The organism is Pseudoalteromonas sp. MB47, assembly GCF_011319765.1.
Taxonomy (GTDB): Bacteria; Pseudomonadota; Gammaproteobacteria; order Enterobacterales; family Alteromonadaceae; genus Pseudoalteromonas; species Pseudoalteromonas simplex.
Genome location: NZ_VFBD01000004.1, coordinates 282145 through 303742, shown reverse-complemented (window position 1 = coordinate 303742; position 21598 = coordinate 282145). Strand labels below are relative to the sequence as shown.

General features: G+C 39.9%; 14 protein-coding genes. 4 read left to right on the top strand and 10 right to left on the bottom strand.

Translation table 11 applies throughout. The features are described 5' to 3' along the window. Nucleotides 1-192: 192 nt before the first annotated feature. Together IMPJCBKJ_RS01990 and IMPJCBKJ_RS01985 are read left to right on the top strand one after the other, a co-directional pair. Nucleotides 193-3132 carry a TonB-dependent receptor gene (locus IMPJCBKJ_RS01990; RefSeq protein WP_166338465.1) on the top strand — a complete coding sequence of 980 codons (2940 nt, stop codon included), beginning with the start codon at nt 193-195 and terminating at the stop codon, nt 3130-3132. A gap of 193 nt (nt 3133-3325) precedes the next feature. Next, nucleotides 3326-4918: a carboxylesterase family protein gene (locus IMPJCBKJ_RS01985; RefSeq protein ID WP_166338463.1), complete on the top strand. Its 1593-nt coding sequence runs from the start codon at nt 3326-3328 to the stop codon at nt 4916-4918. Between the two features lie 34 nt (nt 4919-4952). Here the strand turns inward: IMPJCBKJ_RS01985 and IMPJCBKJ_RS01980 are convergent, their stop codons facing one another. The 3 genes from IMPJCBKJ_RS01980 to IMPJCBKJ_RS01970 all read right to left on the bottom strand — a co-directional run bounded on the left by IMPJCBKJ_RS01980 (nt 4953) and on the right by IMPJCBKJ_RS01970 (nt 7389). After that, nucleotides 4953-5672, bottom strand: coding sequence for a Sir2 family NAD-dependent protein deacetylase (locus IMPJCBKJ_RS01980; RefSeq protein WP_166338461.1), 720 nt, complete (start codon nt 5670-5672; stop codon nt 4953-4955). Continuing rightward, nucleotides 5669-6691, bottom strand: coding sequence for a kelch repeat-containing protein (locus IMPJCBKJ_RS01975; protein WP_166338459.1), 1023 nt, complete (start codon nt 6689-6691; stop codon nt 5669-5671). Before IMPJCBKJ_RS01975 ends, IMPJCBKJ_RS01980 begins: the two co-directional genes overlap by 4 nt. A 68-nt stretch (nt 6692-6759) precedes the next feature. Next, nucleotides 6760-7389 carry an NAD(P)-dependent oxidoreductase gene (locus IMPJCBKJ_RS01970; RefSeq protein WP_054553591.1) on the bottom strand — a complete coding sequence of 210 codons (630 nt, stop codon included), beginning with the start codon at nt 7387-7389 and terminating at the stop codon, nt 6760-6762. Between the two features lie 102 nt (nt 7390-7491). On the opposite strand from IMPJCBKJ_RS01970, the gene IMPJCBKJ_RS01965 reads away from it, so the two are divergent. After that, nucleotides 7492-8376 carry a LysR family transcriptional regulator gene (locus IMPJCBKJ_RS01965; protein WP_166338457.1) on the top strand — a complete coding sequence of 295 codons (885 nt, stop codon included), beginning with the start codon at nt 7492-7494 and terminating at the stop codon, nt 8374-8376. A gap of 45 nt (nt 8377-8421) precedes the next feature. Further along, nucleotides 8422-8673: a TIGR03643 family protein gene (locus IMPJCBKJ_RS01960; RefSeq protein WP_166338455.1), complete on the top strand. Its 252-nt coding sequence runs from the start codon at nt 8422-8424 to the stop codon at nt 8671-8673. 2 nt (nt 8674-8675) lie between these two features. Here the strand turns inward: IMPJCBKJ_RS01960 and IMPJCBKJ_RS01955 are convergent, their stop codons facing one another. The 7 genes from IMPJCBKJ_RS01955 to IMPJCBKJ_RS01925 all read right to left on the bottom strand — a co-directional run bounded on the left by IMPJCBKJ_RS01955 (nt 8676) and on the right by IMPJCBKJ_RS01925 (nt 21440). Continuing rightward, nucleotides 8676-9992 (bottom strand): PAS domain-containing methyl-accepting chemotaxis protein, encoded by a 1317-nt coding sequence (locus tag IMPJCBKJ_RS01955; protein ID WP_166338453.1) that lies wholly within the window; start codon nt 9990-9992, stop codon nt 8676-8678. Nucleotides 9993-10268: 276 nt separating this feature from the next. After that, on the bottom strand, nt 10269-11588 hold the full coding sequence (locus IMPJCBKJ_RS01950; RefSeq protein WP_166338451.1) for a methyl-accepting chemotaxis protein: 1320 nt from the start codon (nt 11586-11588) through the stop codon (nt 10269-10271). 88 nt (nt 11589-11676) lie between these two features. Further along, a complete protein-coding gene (locus IMPJCBKJ_RS01945; protein WP_054553587.1) occupies nt 11677-11922 on the bottom strand; it encodes a YfhL family 4Fe-4S dicluster ferredoxin in 246 nt (81 codons plus the stop codon). A 294-nt stretch (nt 11923-12216) separates the two neighbouring features. Next, the gene (locus IMPJCBKJ_RS01940; protein ID WP_166338449.1) at nt 12217-15681 is read right to left on the bottom strand and encodes an ATP-binding protein; all 3465 of its coding nucleotides are present in this window, start codon (nt 15679-15681) and stop codon (nt 12217-12219) included. A 17-nt stretch (nt 15682-15698) separates the two neighbouring features. Further along, the gene (locus tag IMPJCBKJ_RS01935) at nt 15699-17960 is read right to left on the bottom strand and encodes an ATP-binding protein (protein WP_138601930.1); all 2262 of its coding nucleotides are present in this window, start codon (nt 17958-17960) and stop codon (nt 15699-15701) included. Between the two features lie 9 nt (nt 17961-17969). After that, nucleotides 17970-19238, bottom strand: coding sequence for a substrate-binding domain-containing protein (locus tag IMPJCBKJ_RS01930; protein ID WP_054553551.1), 1269 nt, complete (start codon nt 19236-19238; stop codon nt 17970-17972). Nucleotides 19239-19325: 87 nt separating this feature from the next. Continuing rightward, nucleotides 19326-21440 (bottom strand): EAL domain-containing protein, encoded by a 2115-nt coding sequence (locus IMPJCBKJ_RS01925; RefSeq protein ID WP_166338447.1) that lies wholly within the window; start codon nt 21438-21440, stop codon nt 19326-19328. Nucleotides 21441-21598 lie beyond the last annotated feature (158 nt).

The following is a 21598-nucleotide window of genomic DNA, read 5'->3' as shown; positions in this document are numbered from 1 at the left end:
GCCTGCTTATAAATCAACCAGTTAATGGCCATGGTTTAAAAATCAAACAAAAAATATAACGCTTTTAATGTAATTGTTATTGCAATTTTGTTAAATCTAATGTTAATTAATAACACACACACAGTCAATACGTGTTACAAATTAACAGAAAATAATAATTACCCTAAATAAACAGGATGAGGAACGTTAAAAATGAAATCTCAAACCCGTCGCCAAAATAAACTGAGTCGCAGTATAACGGCTAATGCCGTTGCAGCTGTTATTTGCGGTTATACCAGCTTCAATGCGATTGCAGCAGATCAAAACTCTATAACAAATGAAGAAATCGAAACCATTGAAGTTCGTGGTATTGCAGCCAGTAATAAGCAAGATATTAATAACAAACGTTTTAGTACTGGTGTTATGGATTCAATCACGGCTGAAGACATTGGTAAATTACCCGATGTAACGATCGCAGATACTTTACAACGCATTCCAGGTATTCAAATTCGTCGCTCGGCGGGGGAAGGTTCAACCATCAATGTTCGCGGTATGCCGCAAGTGACAACGCTGTTAAATGGCGAACAGTTTTTAAGTGCGGGTTCAATTACCACTTTACAACCTGACTTCACAGATGTGCCTGCAGCGCTACTTTCAGGTATTGACGTACTTAAATCACCTCAAGCAGATACGCTCGCAGGTGGTATATCGGGCACTCTAGACCTAAAAACACGCCGACCATTCGATTTAGAGCAAGGAACTACTTTCTCATTCACAGGAGAAGCAACACGCGGCAGTTTATCGGAAGAAACAGATCCAAAACTGGTTGCTTTTGCAGGTTATAACAACGATGACTTTGGGATTATTTTTACTGCTGCTTACGATGAAGGTACGCTTGCGAACTACCGTAACGGTACAATTTTGACATCAAGCGAGATTCAAAATGAAACAACTCGCGACTTTAACGGTGATGGTGATTTAAATGATAGTTTCTATAGTCAGCGCTTTTATGGTGTGATGCACCGTGAAACTGAGCGTGAACGTTTAGGTTTAAACACCACGATTCAATATCGAATTTCAGACGCTGTGACGTTTACCGGTGATATTTTCTACACCAACATGGATGATGCTGATAGAAAACAAGGCATGATGATAGATAATGCTCGCGGCGATATTTGGGCATATTCAGATAGCTTCATTCCACGCTTAGACAATGATCAAGGCGGTCAAATTTATACCGTAAATGATGCTACATTTTTGGCTCGCCGTGTAAGTGCTTACTCAGAGAGTTTAACGAATGATCGCGAATCAACTAATGTCAGCATGTTATTCGAATATCAAGGTGATGGTCCTCTTTCTGGTGAGTTTCGCTATATTCACGGCAGTGCTGAACGAGGTCACACAGAAAACGTTGCTCACGGTTATTTAACCTCTGGTGCACAACATGGTTTACTTAGAAACGATGGCACAGGTGCAACACCAGTAAACCCTAACGGTGTGGGTCCTGATTCGGTTGCGGTTGATTTTTCTCGTGATGGTGAGTACATCACGCTCGGGTTTGAAGAAGGCTTCGGCAGCGACATCAATCAATACAACCTAGTATCTACATATTCAGAAAATAACTTTGAAGAAGAAGCAACACTCGATGTAGCGCGCATCGACGGTCGCTATGAATTTTCAACAGAGCACCTCTCAAACGTTGATTTTGGTATTCGAGCATCAAAACGTGATGTTGAGCGAGAAACTTATATCCTAGTTGCCCCATTTACAACTGGCGACTTAAGCGCTGACGTTATGTGGAAAGACTCAGGTGCCTCATTAGGTGATACCAATGGTGATGGTGAAAATAGTGTAGCCGGTGGTGACTTAACTATTGGCCATACTAACTTCTTTAGTGATTTACCGGATGGTTGGGTACACCAAGTAAGTGATTTTGGCCCGGGAGGCTCTAATCAAGGCTTTTACTTGATTGATCCAAAAGTAATGGATGATCCAATGGCTTTTCAGAATGCCATTTACCCTGGTAATAAACGTTTAGCGAATCCATCACGTACCTACCAAGTGAAAGAGCAAACACAATCAGCCTATTTTAAGTTTAATTTTGCGGGTGAACTTGGTGATTTGAGCTACACCGCAAATCTTGGTGCGCAATATATTAGAACTGAACTCGACATGTTACAAAACCAACTTGGTTCAGCGCGTCCGTGCTCACTGTGTACTGCTAGTGAGAAAACAGGTGAAAAATGGTTAAATCGTGATTACTCAGATTTTTTACCATCAATGAACTTCAATTTAAATCTGACTGAAGATTTTATTTTACGTGCTGGTTACGGCAAAACAATGACAACGCTGGACATTGGTAAACTTGCAGGGGGTATCAGTGTGGGCCGTACTCGTGCTGGTGATGTTCTTGCCGCTGAACTTGGTGTGAGTCCTGATTTACTAGTTGCGGTTCAGGGTCGCCAAAATGGAAACCCTGATCTAGAGCCTTGGCGCGCTACAAACTATAACTTATCAGCTGAATGGTATTTTAATGAAAGTGGATTAGTGAGTCTCTCAGCATTCTTAATGGATATTGAGTCTTTTGTTGAAAATGGCACTGTCATGATGGGCTTACCTGATATTGATGGGGTGATTCGTCGTGAAGTACCTGTTACTACTGAAATTAATGGTGAAGGTGGTGAAATTAAAGGCTTCGAATTAACGTATCAACAAGCATTTGATTTCTTACCGGAGCCATTTGATGGTTTAGGTACATCACTTAACTTTACTTACGCACCAAGTGATAGCGCTAACGTTGATGTATATGGCAAAAGCTTACCAATCCAAGACAATTCAGAAAAATCAGCAAATGCTGTTTTATGGTACGAAAAAGGCCCATTACAACTTCGTTTAGCAGCAAACTATCGTAGTGACCGTTTAGATAGCTTAAGTTCAGCGATGGGTGAAGGTGTGATGCCATTTTGGACTAAAAGCACCTTGTACTACGACCTCTATGCTGGCTATGAGTTAGCCGAAGATACCAGCATTTATACATCTGTCAGTAATTTAACCGAAGAAAAAGAAGATATTTACGCACAGTGGTCAGATAATGTGATCACTCAAAATATCTTTGAGCGTCGTATTACATTAGGTATTCGTACACGCTTCTAAGGTTGATCTAATTTGGCTCACTTCTGCCCAAGTGATAAAAGGCCTACTTGGCCTTTTTAAAGAGCAACGCAACGCGTGGTTTAGCCAAATACTAAAACCAGCATAGCCTCCCCTTGTAGCTATGCTGGTTTTCTCGTTGTTACTATCTGAATATGTTAATATTAAGCCTTACCCAAACAGCCTAGGCTTTGTTATGACATCGCGTATTCTCAAATCGATTTTTTACTCATCTTTTCTATTAGGCTCTGCTGTATTTTTGCAAGGTTGCCAAGAACAACCTCAATCAGATCAAATTGCCGTCACCGGCGGGCTTATCCAAGGGCAAAAAGAAGGACGTTTTATTGCCTATAAAGGCATTCCGTATGCTGCAGCTCCGGTGGGAGAGTTACGCTGGCGAGCGCCGCAACCTGTGCCCAAGTGGCAAGATGTAAAAGTACTTAACGATTACGCGCCTGACTGTATGCAAAAGCCGTTTGCAGCCGATGCAGCACCGCTGACAACAACCCCTTCGGAAGATTGCCTTTATTTAAATGTATTTAAACCCACTAAACCCAGCGATACTCCTTACCCTGTTGTGGTGTGGATACACGGGGGGGGTTTTGTAAATGGTGGCGCATCACCTGCTGTTTATTCAGGTGAGAGCTTTGCTAAACAAGGGGTTATTTTTGTTAGCTTTAATTATCGCTTAGGCCGATTTGGCTTTTTTGCGCACCCTGCCCTTAGTCGTTTTGAGAACGATGCACTGGGCAATTACGCTTTGATGGATCAAATTGCGGCACTTGAATGGGTGAAACAAAATATCGCTCAATTTGGTGGTGATGCTGCAAAAGTGACACTCATGGGTGAATCTGCAGGAGGCGCATCGGTACATGCGATGATGCAAACCCCTGCAGCTAATGGCTTATTCCAGCAAGCGATTATTATGTCAGCAGGCGGACGAGAACTATTTAAGCAGTTGCCACTTAATAGTGATGATGACACCGTGTTAAGCGCCGAAAAAATTGGCGAAAACTTTGCCAAACAACACACCATTTTAGGCAGTGATGAAAATGCCCTTGCTGCACTACGTGAGTTATCTGCCGAAGACGTGGTTGATAACCTAAATTTGAGTACATTAAATCGACAAAATAATGATGAGTCTACGTACGTTGGCGGGCCAATTATTGATGGCACTATCATCAATTCGGCGACTGAAGCACGCTTGAGTAAAGGTACATTTAGCCATGTCGCGACTATGGTTGGCACAACAGATATGGATTTAGGCTTCGCTAATTTTGCTTCTAAAGAGGCGCTATTCGCAAGTTTTGCCCCGCACAGTACACAAGCAAAAATGACTTACGATGCAAGCGGCGAAACGCCATTGCCTTTACTCAATTACCAAGTTGGGCAAGATGCTTTGATGCAAGAGCCAGCAAGGTTCGTTGCAAAACGTGTGACAGATATGGGGAAAGATGCCTTTTTGTATCGTTTTGGCTATGTGGCGCAAACTTTAGATAAACCCGGTGCAGAGCACGCCAGCGAAATCCCATACTTCTTTAATACTGTGGCTGCTAAATATGGGCACGTTACCACAGAGCAAGATAAGCAAGCTGCTAAAATAATGCACCGTTATGTGACGAACTTTATTAAATTAGGCACACCAAATGGCCCAGGTTTACCGACTTGGCAAGCATATCAAAATGATGAATCTTTTATACTGCAAATGAGTAAGTCAGGGACTGCAGAGTTTTTACCGGACCCCTTACAAGCGCGGTTAAACATCACAGCAACAAAAGCTGAAAAGTAATAATTAAATAAGGCGCTTAATAAGCGCCTTATTTTTATCCTTGCTGCTGAACATACTCAAGCGCTGTCATTTTGTGATATGTCACATTAGGATGAAATACGTGAGTAGGATCTGGGTCAACCACTTCAATTGGCGTGCCTTGACTGCGTGCAATATCGAGTGCCATTTGCGTAATATTGACGCTAAACGAAGTGCCGATAAAGACGATTTTATCGGCATCAAGCATGCGCTGTTGCGCCTCAGAGATTCGATAAAGCTCAGTGTAGTATTCGTCAAATAACAACACGTACGGCTTAAACGATTCGTTGAGCTTAGGGCTTTCATTATTAATATTGAACACCTCAAGCAAGGAGTGGTGGAGGTTGTCTTCGTTGACTTTATCCCACGGCGCGTTAAAAGCCATCACATCGTCACCTTGATGGTGAAACAGTGTCATTTGATCTAAGCGACCATGAATAGCAATAAAATCAGTGTTTCCCGCTTTGCCATCAAGGCCATCGATATTTTGCGTAATGAGATTTTTATTACTCAACCAATGATGAACCTCATTAGGGCCGTGATGGCGGTAGGTTGCAAAACGATGATAATACCAAGCTAAAAATTCGCGAGGGTTGTTTTGATACATAGCACGGGTTGCCATTTCCATCGGCGTATAATTTTTGCTACCAATGGTCCAATAACCATCTTCACCACGAAAGGTTGGTATACCGCTAGCGGCACTCACTCCCGCTCCAGTAATATAGAGTGTATTCATAGAGATAACTTTACCTTGTAACCAAGGGCATCGGCTGTCACTTGTTGATTATTGTCCATACCACCCAGACGATACAAACTTCCTTGGTGCTCTAATAAACCTCGATGATCCATGCTCGCGGTATCGGCTTTTGGCATTACTTGCCATGTGTTTTTTTCAACATCAAAGCGCCAAACATGATCACTCGCTGGTGCTGGTTTGCCATCGTATCCCATGCCATTGTAGTTATATGGGTTATCAGAGCCTCCCATCATATAAATATCGCCATTAAAACTGGTTGCTGCCATACGGTAATGGGCAACACCTGTAGGGTGCGGCACGGTACGCCAATCTATTTTTAATGGGTTATCAGCATCAATCGTGCCTTTTAAACACTGTGCAACCGCAGCAAAAGAGCGGCGCTTATCAGCATTCGCCTGTGTTTTAACGCCATCACACACCAATAGAGTGTTTCCACTAATTGCCGCTGCTTGGCCAAACACCGGTTGACCTAAAAACGGCGAAGCCTGTTGCCAAGTATCTGTTTGTGTATCATACACTTGTACTAAGTTAACATTACCATCGTTATGCCAACCACTGACTAAATAGATATAACGCTGCTGGTACTTAAGTGCCACACTGTCATCCACCGGCACAGGCATACTGGCAAGTTGCGTATATGAATTAGAGAGCACATCATAGCGATATACATCGGGTGTAGAGATTTCTTGATGATCGGCGCTAACGGTATACCCACCAAATACATAGGCGTGCTTACCCACACCCACTGCGGTACTTGCCAAACGACCAGTAAGGGGCAATGTACTTGGCACAGCTTTAGCCGCTTGCCACGCGTTGTCGCCCACTTTAAGGACCCACACTTTATTATGAACATCGGTATGTGCTTTGCCTGAGCTCAAGCCCATAAAGCTTAGGAAGTAGGCTTGTTCATCAATAACAACTTTGGCGACAGCATTGTTTGCGACGGGTTCAGGTAAAGCAGGAATGGTTGCAAGTGCAATAGAAAATAACAGGCTCATAAATTAAACAGGTAACTTAACACGTCGCTTAAGAATACCATTTTATGAGCCTGAATAAAGGCTCGCTATTAGTAAGCAATACTAATACGTTGATTTAAATGCGCTGCCGACTGTGCTTCATCAAGCATCGCTTTAGCATAATCAGTAACTGATATTTTGCTTTCGCCATTTGCATCAGTAAAGAAGCTGTCGCCACCAACACGGTACGGGCCTTCTGACTCCCCAGGGTAAATGACCGCTGCCGGTGATACAAAAGTCCAAGCTGTATCTGCTGCTGATGCTCTAAATACATCAAGTGCCTCACCTTGAGCAATGGCTTCTGCTTTGTATTCAGCAGGAAAATCTGGGCTTGATACCAGAGTTACACCGGGTGCCACTTCTAAGCTACCAGCACCGCCCACCCATAAAATACGTGTGCCAGTACCTGCAAGCGCGTTTAATAATTGCTTTGCTGTGTTTGCAACAATTTCATGATTCCCTAAAGCACGACCACCAATTGCCGCAATAACAACATCACTACCTGCAGCTGCAGTTGCGATATCGTCTTTAGTTAAATCAAATTCAGTCACAGTGACGTTATCTTGGGTTACTTTACTTGCGTCTCTAACTAATGCATTAACTTGATGACCACGTGCGATTGCTTCTGAAGTAATGTGGCTGCCAATCCAACCTGTTGCGCCAATAACTGCTAATTTCATGAGGAATTCTCCGTTGTTTGTTTCAATGATTGCAGTTTACTTGTTCACCAACTACTGATAAATACACTATATAGATACACATTGTTTCATTTTAAGATATCAATGGATAAACTCACTTCAATTACTAGCTTTGTCGAAGTTGCCCGTACAGGCAGTTTTACTCAGGCTGCAGAGCATTTAGGTTTAAGCCGATTACAAGTTTCTAGGCATATTCAATACATTGAAAAGTGGCTAAATTTAAGGTTGTTTCATCGCACAACACGCAAAGTAAGTTTGACCCTTCAAGGCGAAGAAGCCCTTAGCTATTGCCAGCAAATATTAAATCAAGTGTCTGATTTACAAAGCCGAGCACACAGTCATAACAACGAATTGGTAGGTACCATTCGCGTTGCCTCCCCGATTGGGCTTGGCCAACATAAGCTATTTGATGCCATTGAAGAGTTTACCAAACGCCACCCGCAGACGCGCTTTGAACTGTTACTTTCAGATAGTTTATCGCAGCTGGTTGATGACCGCGTTGATATCGCTTTGCGTTACATCCACCAGCCTGACGAAGGTCTTATTGCCCGTAAGCTAATGTATATCGCAACCGCAGTGTGTGCCTCTAACGATTATTTAGCTGAGAACCCACCGATTTTTGAGCCGAGTGACTTAACTATTCACAATTGCCTAGTTCATAACAAACACACCATTTGGCAATTTCAACACGACGACAACACACAAAAAGTGACCGTGAAGGGCAACATTGTTGCTAACGATATGGGCGTACTTCTAAAAGCTGCAAAACAAGGAATGGGCATTGCTCACCTACCTTGCGATCTCGCCAATGACTATTTGGCATCGGGTGAGCTTGTAAAAGTACTGCCAGAGCATACTACTATGGGCTCTCACTTATGGGCGGTGTATTTATCGCGTAACTTCCAACAAAATGTAGTCAGAGCGTTCATCGACTTTTTAGCAGAGCACTGGCAACACGATATTTTATAATCTAAACCTGCTGCAAATACGTATAAGCTACAAAAAGGAGCCGTAATGCAGCACTTAGATCATGAAGTATCACGCATCATAGAGATGGCGTGGGAAGACAGAACCCCGTTTGAAGCAATAAACCAACAGTTTGGTTTAAATGAAAAAAACGTTATTGCACTGATGCGTGAGCAATTAACAAGCTCGAGTTTTAAACTCTGGCGAAAGCGCGTATCAGGGAGACAAAGTAAACATATTAAACTTCGCCATCCCGATATTTTAAGAGGTTATTGCAAAACTCAATATAACCACAGGTAACACTATTTAAGTTGGTCAGCGAACTGACCAACCGCATCGACCACTTTTTGTGCGCCATTTTGAATATCTGACATAACTTTGCCAGATTCAGTTGCTAGGCTGTAGCCTTGTTCAGCTTTGCTCTTACCTTGTTCTATAACTTCAACTGTATTTTGAGTCAGTGCCCTGTTTTGCTGTACAACATCAACAATTTCAACAGTCGCATTTGAAGTACGTGAAGCGAGCTGTCTTACCTCATCAGCAACAACAGCAAAGCCCCTTCCTTGTTCGCCAGCACGAGCTGCTTCAATCGCTGCATTAAGCGCTAATAGGTTTGTCTGATCAGCAATACTACTGATACTTTGAACTATATTTGCGATTTGCTGAGACTGTTTATCAAGTGCTGTGATCTCATTTGCTGCTTGTTCCATTTTATTTGCAAGTTCATCCATAACACTAACCATATTACTGAGTACTTCAGCCCCTTGATGAGCGATTTGATCAGTTTCAGTCGAGGTACTATAAGCAATGTCAGCTGCTTGAGACACAGCTATTTCACGATTTACTTGATCAGTAATCACCGTTGCAAACTTAACAACCTTATAAAGCTCCCCTTGTTCACTAAACACAGGATTATATGTGGCTTCTAACCACACGGGATCACCATACTTATTAACACGTTTGAATCGAGAGGAAACAAACTCACCTTTTTGAAGTTTCTGCCAAAATGCCGCGTACTCTGATGAGCTTGCTTCTTCAGGTGAACAAAACATACTATGGTGCTTACCAATAATTTCGTGTTCTTTATAGCCGACACCCAGTAAAAATTGCTGATTTGCTTTTAATACATGACCCGTTAAATCAAACTCGATTACGGCCATAGAGCGATGAATTGCTTTTACTAAGTCCTGGTTTTCGCGTGACGATTCAATCGTGCGTGTTAATGCATTTGCATGCAATGTAAAATGAAGAAATTGGTTTTGCTTATTTACCACAGGATGAACGAACACTCTTAGCCAAGCCTCTTCACCTTTAGCATTGACCAACTGAACGGCTCCTGCCCATGGCTTTTTGTTTTGTAGTGCGTGTTTAAAGTTCAGATAGTGTTCTGTTTTTCGCGCCAATTGCGGCACTAAATCAAGTAATGCAATCCCATCAAGTTGATTTGCGCTAAAACCCAGTTCAATTTGAACTTGGGGATTAGTATCTATAACACAGCCTTTGCCATCAAGCGTTAATGTAAGCATTAGCTCATCAAGATTTTGCTTTATTTGAGAAACCCTAAATAATTCGTCTTCAAGATTAGTTATTTTATTTTTTAGTGGCTTGGTAGAAAACATGGGGTACATCACTTCATTGCTAAATTAAAATTCAAACAGTGAACTCATTTACTTAAAAAGTTACTGAATATTAAACTATTACAATATATCCCTATATTTCTATGATATGGAGTTTCAAGAAGTGAGACAAGGTATTCCTTCCAATTCGCAAAAAATAGGAGGAGCTTTAAGGAAATTAAACCGCATTGATAACACAGCAAAATTTCGTTATTAGGTTGCTTATAATAATCTGTACCTGCATCCATGCAGATGCCTAAGGCTTATTGCAAATTAAAATCACTTATTTAACTGGTTAGCAAACTGGCCAACTGCATCAACAACTTGCTGTGCTCCATGTTGAATATCTTCCATTACTTGTCCTGATTCATTCGACAAAGCAAGACCTTGCTCTGCTTTGACTTTCCCTTGTTCTATAACCTTTACTGTATTTTGAGTTAATGATTGATTTCGCTGAACAACTTCCACAATCTCTTCAGTTGCTTTAGATGTCCGAGATGCTAATTGCCTAACCTCATCTGCAACCACCGCAAAACCACGGCCTTGCTCACCTGCACGAGCAGCTTCAATTGCAGCGTTAAGCGCTAATAAATTAGTTTGATCAGCAATACTACTAATGCTTTGTACAATACTTGCTATATGTTGCGACTGCTTATCTAAGGCTGCGATTTCTTGCGCCGCTTGCTCCATCTGTAAAGCAAGTTCATCCATAACAGCCACTGTGTTTTTAAGTACTTCAGCTCCTTTTACAGCGAGTTTGTCGGTTCCTGTTGAGGTACCGTAAGCAATCTCTGCCGCTTGAGAAATTGCATGCTCACGATTCACTTGTTCAGTGATCACAGTTGCAAATTTCATTACCTTATAGAGATCCCCAAAATCATTAAAAATCGGATTGTAAGAGGCCTCAAGCCAGACGGTATTACCAAACTTATCAACACGTTTAAAGCGAGATGCTATGTACTCACCATTTTTTAAACGCTGCCAAAATTGCTCATACTCAGTAGAGTTTGCTTCTTCTGGTTCGCAAAACATTCTGTGATGTTTACCTTTTATCTCTTTTTCGGAGTAACCCATCGCATTATAAAAATGACTATTTGCACTTAAAACATGACCCTCTAAATCAAATTCAATAACCGCCATAGCACGGTGTAACGCTTTAATAATGTCTTTATGCTCTCTTGCGGTAGCAATTGTATCGGTTAGTAAAGTGGCATAAATTGCGAAAAATAGAATTTGATCTTGAGGGCCTTTTACTGGGTGCGAAATAATTCTAAGCCACTCTGTTTTACCACTTTTGTGATAAAACTGCAGCGCCCCAACCCAGTGCTTACAATGCTCTAAAGCAGAAGAGAATTGGCTAAATTGTTCAGTAGATTTGGACTCATTTGTAATGATGTCAAATAAGTGCGTGCCAGGGAACGCATCTTTATCGTAGCCAAGTGCTTTGGTAAAGTTTTGATTTATATAGGATACCTCGCCGCTTTCAAGTACATTAAGCGAAATCATTTCTTCATTCAAGCCATCACGCACTTGCTGTAGATGAAATAACTCAGTCTTTAACGATACAAGCTCAGAGTTTACTGACTTACTGAAAAACATAGGATCCTCAAGAGATTAACGTGCATTAAAGTAAGTGTAGAACATTTGAATCAAGGTGTACTAATAAGCTGTAAATTTTATTATTAATTCACTCAGTCAGCTTAATATATTTTTCAGCAAGCTCATCTAACGTTTCACGATGATTAGGATCAGGCTTAATACAGTCGATAGGACATACACTAACGCAGGTAGGATTATCATAATGCCCAACACACTCAGTGCATTTATTAGGATCGATTTGATAGATTTTTGCCCCCATATAAATAGCTTCATTCGGGCACTCAGGATCACACATGTCGCAGTTAATACATTTGTTGTTGATGAGTAATGCCATTTAATGCCCTCGAACATAAATCACTATAAAACAAGTGGTTACATGAGTCGGTATGTAACACATATATTTTTCAAACAAGCTTAGTTTAAAAAACATTCGATAAATAATAACACAATTCGTAGCACACTCTGTTTATGAGCAGCCGTTACAAAAGCGGTCGCGCATTCTACTTTACCCCACTCTAAATTTTGTTGATCTAGATCAAACGACAGGCCTGCAGGGCTTAATAAACCTGAGTTTTAGATAAATGAAAAAGTACTCTTGATGTCTTGCATGAAATTTAGAAAACATAAACTAATTTTCTTCTAACCATTGAGTGATATCAGTAATAAGCTGGGTAAGTATTTGCTCTATTTCTGTAATAGTTTTCTCAAGGTTTAAATTGCCTTGGCTCGCTTTTTTTTCAACGTCAGCGAATAAACTTCTCAAGTGACTGGCACTTATTTCTCCGCAAATCCCCTTTAAGGCATGTGCAACCTGACGAACTTGCTCACTATCTTTAGCATTAATTTGGCTTTGCAATTCTTTAAGCCTTAGCGGCGCTTTAGTAATGAACATCTCGCATATTTTGATTAATAAGGCTTCTTTATTTAAAAGTCTAACCAATGCTTGCTCACGATCCCAAAGAGGCTCTAAATTACTTTGTTCAGTACTAAGCGAATCTCCCTCGTAATTCGATAAAGACCACTTAACAACTTTTGACTGAACTTCGTGAGCTTGGATAGGTTTACTAACATAATCACTCATACCAACTGCAATACACTTTTCCTTCTCACCAGCCATAGCACTTGCCGTCATTGCTATGATGGGAATTTGTGCATAGTACTGACCAGCCTCTGCGGCTCGGATTTTTTCACACACTTCATAACCATTGAGAACCGGCATTTGGCAGTCCATTAAAATACAATGAATAACTTCGTTACTCGCTTTAGAATTTAATAAAATTTCCAGCGCTTCTTGACCATTTTGAGCAGTAATAACCTCTATAGGCAATCCATCTAAGGCGCCAAGTGCAACTTCAATATTTATATCATTGTCATCCACAATTAATATTCGGCAGCCTTTAAGTTGGGTTAAAACATCTGCTGTTATGTCATTTTCTGTCGTTCTGTTTTCACTCAGCAAATAAAGTGGCTCATTTTCTGATACTTCAAAACCTGCAACTCTCAATAAATTAGTTTGTGTAATTGGTTTATTAAGGGATGTAACTTTTGTATCGAGCGCCTTTGGAAGGGGGTTAGTTGGTAGATGCAGTAAAATTATACGGCCTTGTTCTAATGTATTCGCGAGGCTATTTACCAGTGATTGAGGGTTTATCGCTTGAATACTTTCATAATCAATAAAAACATAATCAACATTGCTTGTATGTTCATCAGCAAGTGTGTTTATGTCGCTAACTTTAACATCAGCCCCATATACTTTTAGTAACTTTTGCATCACATCATGGCATTGCGAGTTGTTACTAATCAATAAAATACGTTTATGATTATAATAGTCTGAAACATCTGGTTTAGGGGCTTGGCTACTCCCAACCTTAATGTAAAAGCTAAATGCGCTCCCTTCATTAATTGCAGAATTAACTGCAATATCACCATTCATTATATTACACAGCTGTTTGCATATTGATAAACCAAGCCCTGTTCCGCCATAGTTGTCGGCTATAGAACTATTAGCTTGTTGAAATGCATCAAATAAATGACGTTGAGTATTTAACTCTATTCCTATCCCCGTATCTTGCACGGTAATTTTTAAGGTATGCTCCGTATTAGAAACCTGCTCAGATGATGCCGTTACTTTGATAAAGCCTTGCTCTGTAAACTTAATCGCATTACTAATCAAATTATTAATGATCTGAGTAAGCCTAAGTGGATCAGTCTTAACTTCGTAACAAGCCAGCCCGCTCGTATCTAAATAAACATCAAGACCTTTATCAAAAGCCCTCACAGAGCATGACTCGACTAAACTTTCGATCAGTAATTGAGGTTTGATTTTTTGAATGTTTAAATCGAGTTTACCCGACTCAATTTTAGATAAATCTAAAATATCATTTATTAATAGCCTTAAATTTGAAGCACTTAACTCCATCATATCTACAAGCTTACGGGCATTATCGGGCAATGTTTGACGTTTTAAAATATTCAACGTGCCAATCACTCCATTTAATGGCGTGCGTAGTTCATGACTGATATTAGATATAAATGCGCTTTTGATATCGCTGTGCTTTATTGCTTCATCTTTAGCTTCAGCAAGTGCTTGAGTTCTTTGCCTTACTTTTGCCTCAAGCTCCGAATTTAAACGTTTAACTTTATTCGCAGCTTCTTGTTCTTTGCTAATATCTCTAATAATCAATGCAACCCCGATTAAAACGCGCTGATCCGAAAAAACAGGGCTGACCGAAATGGCGAAATAATTCACCACACCGTTTTCAGAAATACTGCATTCATCTTTGATTTGTGTTTTTGAGTTTTGAATATCCGCAATGTAATCAGGAATAGGTAATCGGGCCAAAAAATCAATATCTTTACTCGCTTTTCCTATCGACATCGAACTTGCCAACATTAATAGGTTTTCAGCTGTTTTATTTAAACTTGTCAATTTACCTTCTAGATTTAAACCAACAATGGCATCTATCGACCCTTCAACGATAGCAGACGCTTCTCTTCTAGCCTCTGCTAGTAACTGGCTCCGGTTTGCGTTTCGGTAAAACGTTAACAGTAATACCCCCGTAAAAAGAATTATCAAAATTAATAAGCTATAGGTCATGACCCGCTTTTCATTTATTACTTTATCAACGTATTGCTTAGCCACTAAAAGATTAAAATTGATAAAGCCATAACTTTTACCTGGTCTTGTTTGTACTTTTTCTGAATGAACATAAAACTGCTGAGTTGTTGGTGAAGTTGCAGTGACTAAATATAGCCCTTGGTGCTGAACAGGCTGATCGTACACTGACTGCCATGTAATAGACGGATCTAAGTCTCTCGTGAATTGATACCCTTCATAAGGGTGATAAATAAAATCTCCCTCTGAACTGCTGATCACTAACTGAGAATAATCAAAAATAGTTTCTTTTAGCTTCTGTATTAATGGGGTGGCATTTACATTCATGATTAAAAAAGCAAAACGCTTTCCTTTATCACTGTATATGGGTATAGAAAAACGCAACATGGGTTTGTAAGGAAACACTACCTCGCCAAACTCTTTGTTTAGCGACATAGGCGACATGTATATTTGGTTCACTTCTAATAATGAACTTGGCAAAAAATAAGGTTCTGCGCTTTTCGCTTGTAAAGAATAGTCAGGTACAGCTTCTACTGAAGCGCCAACACGTTGCACACGAATTAACTCTTTTCCTTCTGCGCTCACAGCTATTATGCGCAGCTGTTCAACCGCAAGGTTGTTCTCCATAAAGCCTATAAAAATGGTTTCAAGCCGCTCCTTCCATTGCTGATAGGTTGTACCATCGTAGGGGTCAATTCCATCATTAAAATGAGCCCGAGGTAGGCCAGCTATAGGGGGCGTTGAATATAAAAATCGTAAATCAGATTTCGACTGCAATATTGAAGATGTGAGTATTTTCTTTAAACGCTGGTTTGTTTCTGTAAACTCTTGATCAATTGAGTTTAACGCATCCCGTTTAACATGCCCCTCGAAAAAGTAGACAGCGATGGCAGCAAAAACGCTAAAAATTAATGAAACAAATAACAAAAACGTTTTAGATGACATTGTGCTTTTATTATCTATATTGAGACTGTTCACATTGCTTCCTTGTTAGTTTATTGGTGATGCTGAGAACACCACTTAACCAAAACACGTTTTAAGTTTTCGAACTTAATTGGCTTGCCAATAAAGTCGTTCATACCCGCTTCAAAGCATCGCTGTTTGTCTGCTGCAAGCACATTTGCGGTTAATGCCACTATGGGTGTGTGCTTATAGGCAGGTAGTTTTCTAATTTTCAATGTTGCCTCAGGGCCACCCAATACCGGCATTTGCATATCCATAAAAATAATATCAAACGCCCCTATTTCACACTGTGCTATGGCCTGTTCCCCATCATCAGCTAAACTGATCGACTTTATATTAAACTCAGCCAACATAGACTCGATTACCACTTGGTTAATATCATTGTCTTCAACCACCAGTGCAGTTACATGGGAAAAATCAACGGACTTTTCACTACTCTCTTCAAGAAGGCTTTCACTAATAGCAGGGGTTATGAATGTTCGGGTAACATTAAGCTCAAAATAAAACATAGAGCCTTTATCTGGTTCACTTTCTACTTTTAATGACGAATTCATCAAATGTAACAACTTGCTTGAGATAGTCAGGCCAAGCCCAGTGCCACCGAAGCGACGAGTAATAGAAGCATCTGCTTGAGAGAAAGCGTCAAACAAAGAATCTAGCTGTTCATTGGCAATACCAATACCCGTGTCAGATACACTAAAAGTTACTTTAAACTCATCATTCACTACTTCTTCAATAATGACGTTGAGTAACACGCTACCACGATGAGTGAACTTAATTGCATTGCCTAATAAATTAATGAGTACTTGTTTGAGCCGAGTTTCATCACCTAAAAATATAAAGTCGGTGAGCTCTGGCGTTGTCGTAATAAATAACTCAATACCTTTATTTTCAGCTTGTTGCGAAAATAAATGCGTTAACTCGTTCAACAAGGAGCTTAATTCAATTGGACCTGACTCAAGCTCTACTTTAGCAGCCTCAATTTTACTCAAATCTAAAATATCGTTAATAATAACCAGTAAACTTGCACCTGATGATTTAATGATATTGAGCATCTTTGCTTGCTCTGCCGATAATGGTGTGCGACTTAGCTGCCGAGCCATACCTAAAACACCATTCATAGGAGTTCTGATCTCATGACTCATATTTGCTAAGAATTCAGATTTTACTTTCGCTGTACGCTCAGCTGATTGCTTTGCATCTGCAAGGTCTTTACTTAAAACCCTGAATCGTTCTGCTGCATTCGCTAAAACACCAATTTCATCTTTGCGATTTAAATCATAAATTTTGGCCGAAAGGTCACCACTCAAAAAGTATTTAAAACTAACGGTAAGGCGCTTAATTGCATGCGAAATTTGCAAATGAAACGCAATTGCAAAAGCCACAATATAAATAACAACACCGATCGCAAGGAGCTTTAAAATACGCTCAGAATTTGAAACTGTTTTTTCAGCCTCCGATTTAATTTGTTTTAATCTCGATAAAGAAAGCTCTCTTAGCTGGTTTGATAAGGTACTAAATTCGATAGCATCACCTGCCATAACCACATTGACTAAACTTAAGTAATGACGGTTAGCTTGAATACTTTTAGAGAATTGCTGCTGATAATTAGCAGTAAACTGGGACATTTTATCGAGTGTTATCGCAGGACCTTGAAGCACTTGTAGTTTTTGATTAAGCAAGCGCAGTGTAGTATTCACTTTAGCCCTTTTTGAATAGTCTTTCTTCGATAAAAATTGATACGCATCGTGATGCATTGAATGCCATAGATTAGTGAGCTCTGCGATACTTAATTTATCTTCTGTATTGATGCTATTTGATTTCAAAGTTTCAAGTTCTGCTATCGCATTAGTGTAGATACTTGGTAACACCTGATAGGTTAAATGTGCCCTGGCCTCATAGCGTTTTGTAAGTACAGCTAGGTTCTCATCGTATCGACTCAAAAGCTCAGACATCGAATCTAAGTAAACCTGACTGTTTGCTTCATTTTGATTAAAATTTATATTACCTAAACGTTTTTTTATACTTTGAAAGTTATCTTCTATTTTATTAAAAACAGACTTACTCCCTGAGTTGCCGTACACAGAAATATCACGCTGCATCTCTACAATGTCTTTATTTATTCTTAAGATACTCACCGCATAATTACTGATACGGCTAATCTCTACAAATGCCGTTTCTATGGTTTTTAATCGCTTATCCATTACAAAAAAACTAGCACTCAATGCTAAAAGTAATAGCAGCAGCGCCAGCGACATCTTTGCAGCAATTGATTTAGAAAAGATGTTAAGCAATCTAAGCCCTTATGAATTTAACAATTCAAACCATTTATCTAAGCTGTAATCGTAATTAGGCATCACAGTATTCCATACTGCGATATTTGAAAATCGCTGAATATAGCTACCACCATCACGCTTTTGACCCGCTTTTACAGATACCTTTTCATCGGTACCGCGTAAATCTACAACGGCTTCTTTACCCTCATACCAATAACTCCACTCCGGCTTTGACATTAAGGGCTGGCTTCGCTCTGGGTTTGAAATGTAGTACCCTTGCCTTGCGATAAAAGCTCCTGGATAACCAGATAACCACCAATTCATATAATCGTATGCTGCATCTTTTACATGCCCTTGTGTATTGGCTGATAAGCACATAACACCATGCCAAGCTCGGTAGCCTTCTTTTGGAGATGCATAAACCACGGGAATGCCTGCTCCACGACACGCACTCACCCCTGGCGAGAACATACTTTGGATGTTTACTCGTTTTGTTTTCATAAAGTCCACCGATTGTGGAACCGATGTCCAAAAGCCAGAAAAATGCCCTTGTCGTTTTTTTTCTAATAAAATAGCAAAAAGTTGATCAATTTCGGCAATACTCATATCGCCCATGTCATTAAAAGTCATTAGTCCCTGACCCTGCGCAGCAAGGGCCGCATCAAAGATACCTATTGTAGGGGCGTTTACTAGCGCAACTTTTCCTTTGTGTTTTTCATCAAGTAACCAAGCCCATGATTCAGTTTGATAAGGGATCCCTTGCTCTATCACTTGGGTGTTGTATCCGAATGAGTCAACATTATGAACATAAGGCATAAAGCTAATTGCTTTGCTCGGAGTTTGCGATAGCGTACCGTCGTCTTGAACATAAAGCAGTTTATTAGGAGAGTCGCCCGCGCCAAGCTTAGCTTCAGGGACTATTTTTCCGGTTTTTGTTAATGGGTTTATTTCATCCCAATAAACAAGTCTATCTATATCAATAGGCTGAATTGCCCCCGCTTGCCATAAAATATTAATTGAGTCTGACCATTGTTCGTACAAATCAAATGAACTTGGATTTGCTGCTGCTTTTTGTAAAACGGCGGCGCTTCCCATTGGCGTGAACTCTAGGTTAATGCCTAATTCACGCATTGCTCTGCTTCTGAGTTCTTCTTGCAATGTAACATGTGTGCCAAGCACCCTTAATGTGACTTTATTTTTAGCAAAAACATAAGGTGCTTTAAATGCAAGAGTAGAGACGGCCGCGCCAGCTCCTAAACCTTTAAGAAAACGCCGACGATCAACTGAGTTAGTCATTTGAAGTTCCAACGAATTTATAGTTTTTAAAGTGTAGAATAAATTTCAAAAATTGATTCAAAAGACATAAAAAAGATAAACTTAAGCTCAAACATACTGGTCGTTATTGTGCAACGAAGGTAAAAGCAATTGCGTTAGGCTTTCATAATTCATTGGCTTACCAAGCAAATAGCCTTGCCCAGTGGCACAGCCCAACTCATCTAGTTTGTTTTTTTGCTCAGCCGTTTCTATTCCTTCAGCAACAATTTGAAGATTAAGAGAGTGCGCAAGTTCAATAATCGTTGAAACAATATCAAGCGCTTGCGAATCAGTTAGCATATCACGTACAAAGGACTGATCTATTTTCAATACATTTAAAGGAAACAGCCTTAGATACGACAAGCTAGAATACCCTGTACCAAAATCATCAAGGGCAATACTTACTTTCATATTGGCAATTAATTTAAGTTGGTTGACCGCATACTCATAGTTTTCAATTAGCGCTGACTCTGTCACTTCTAACTCTAAATATTTACTCGGTAGCTGAGTTTTCTCTAGAATCATCGCGACTGTGTCTACAAGTTTTGAGTCGGTAAACTGTTTAGCGGAAATATTTACGGCCACTTTTGTCGGCACACCTGCATCTAACCAGCGTTTTGCACTAATACAGCTTTTTTCTAAAACTTGCTCGCCTAACCTAAAAATTAAGCCCGTTTCTTCAGCATACTCAATAAAATTCAGTGGTGATATAAACCCGCCCTCATCATCACTTAAACGAACTAAACTTTCTACGCCAACCATTTCGCCACTACGTAAATCGTATTTAGGTTGATAGTGCACATCAAGGGCGTTATTTTCGAGGGCTTTTCTTAACTTATTACCTACATCAAGGCGTTTATTCATTTCAACCTGTAAGTCTGTGCTGAAATAGCAATAACTATTTGCCGCTTCGTTCTTTGCCTTATACATAGCGGAGTCTGCATGGCGAAGCATTTCTTCAACACAATTAGCATCATCAGGGTAAACACTTATGCCTAAGCTTGCAGAAAGAATATGTTGTTCGCCACCAGAGCGAAATGGCTTACTAATTACATTAAGCACTTGATTTATCAAAGGCTCTAGACTCAAAGAATGTGACTCATGAGGGACAACAAGCGCAAATTCATCCCCCCCGACACGTGCAACTGTAATATCGTTACAAGCAAAGCAATCTAAAGAGTGGCCAATATGAGCAATAATTTCGTCTCCAATATGATGGCCTAACGCATCATTTATAAACTTAAATTTGTCCAAATCGAGCAGTAATAAACTTAGCTTAGTGTCATTAAAAGAGGCTCTGGCAATACCTTGAGTTAATCTATCATGCAGTAATACGCGGTTTGGTAGTGAGGTTAGTTGATCATGATGTGACAAGTACGTCATTTGAACCGACATAGCGAGCGTTTCACTAACATCTTGAAAAACCATAACAGCACCGCATTGTTGTTTTTTTTCATTTAAAATTGGTGCTGCGCTATCTTCAACTCGGTGTTCAACCCCTTGTTTACTCGTTAGTTGCGTGTTTATTGCCATCGCCACAGGGCGGTTTTCCTTTAGAGCAACAGTAAGTGGATTTATTGAAGGTGTTTTTGTTGTGGAGTCAGCTAATTTCATCACCTCTTCAATATGACGACCCTTTGCAGCAGTTTGAGACCAGCCCGTAAGCCTTTGCGCTACAGGGTTCATATAAGTAATTTGGGCATGTTGATCCGTTGAAATAACGCCGTCTGCTATCGAATCAATTGTGATACGTAAATGCTCTTTTTCAGCAAATAAAGCAGCTTGGGTATTTTGTAAAATATTCTCTTGCGCTTTAACTTTAACGTGATTTTCTATTCGCAATCGACATAACTTTAAGTTCAGAGGTTTAGAAATAAAATCGATTGCGCCTAAAGACAATGCTGATTCTTCAATTTGTGGATCACCATGTGAAGTAATAACAATAATTCGTAGCTGTTCAAACACTGGGTTGAATTGAAGTTCTTGTAAAATATCAAAGCCACTAATTTTTGGCATTTCTAAATCAAGTAACAAAACATCAGGTTTTGCTTTATGGATTAACTCCAGTGCTTGGGTACTGTCGTTTAAGGTGATTATGTTACCAACATCTTCTAGTGCGTGTTCAAGTTGTAAAGTGTTAATCTCTTCATCATCAATGATAAGAATAGTGCAATTATCGACCATCTTTTTCCCTCTACTACGTATTTGTACCTGATTAAACATAGTTCGAAAATCAAAAAAGCGGCAACACTTTTTCATTAGAAAAATTAAAATTAAATCCATTTTCATTAACTGCTTTAACTTTGTAAGCCAAAGCCAATTCCTTTTAACTAGCTAAAAGA

Coding starts and splice junctions, on each gene's coding strand:
- IMPJCBKJ_RS01970 (WP_054553591.1), bottom strand. CDS start 7,389: ATGAAATTAGCAGTTATTGGCGCAACAGGTTGGATTGGCAGCCACATT.
- IMPJCBKJ_RS01955 (WP_166338453.1), bottom strand. CDS start 9,992: ATGTTTTCTACCAAGCCACTAAAAAATAAAATAACTAATCTTGAAGAC.
- IMPJCBKJ_RS01985 (WP_166338463.1), top strand. CDS start 3,326: ATGACATCGCGTATTCTCAAATCGATTTTTTACTCATCTTTTCTATTA.
- IMPJCBKJ_RS01975 (WP_166338459.1), bottom strand. CDS start 6,691: ATGAGCCTGTTATTTTCTATTGCACTTGCAACCATTCCTGCTTTACCT.
- IMPJCBKJ_RS01950 (WP_166338451.1), bottom strand. CDS start 11,588: ATGTTTTTCAGTAAGTCAGTAAACTCTGAGCTTGTATCGTTAAAGACT.
- IMPJCBKJ_RS01965 (WP_166338457.1), top strand. CDS start 7,492: ATGGATAAACTCACTTCAATTACTAGCTTTGTCGAAGTTGCCCGTACA.
- IMPJCBKJ_RS01990 (WP_166338465.1), top strand. CDS start 193: ATGAAATCTCAAACCCGTCGCCAAAATAAACTGAGTCGCAGTATAACG.
- IMPJCBKJ_RS01960 (WP_166338455.1), top strand. CDS start 8,422: ATGCAGCACTTAGATCATGAAGTATCACGCATCATAGAGATGGCGTGG.
- IMPJCBKJ_RS01930 (WP_054553551.1), bottom strand. CDS start 19,238: ATGACTAACTCAGTTGATCGTCGGCGTTTTCTTAAAGGTTTAGGAGCT.
- IMPJCBKJ_RS01945 (WP_054553587.1), bottom strand. CDS start 11,922: ATGGCATTACTCATCAACAACAAATGTATTAACTGCGACATGTGTGAT.
- IMPJCBKJ_RS01980 (WP_166338461.1), bottom strand. CDS start 5,672: ATGAATACACTCTATATTACTGGAGCGGGAGTGAGTGCCGCTAGCGGT.
- IMPJCBKJ_RS01925 (WP_166338447.1), bottom strand. CDS start 21,440: ATGGTCGATAATTGCACTATTCTTATCATTGATGATGAAGAGATTAAC.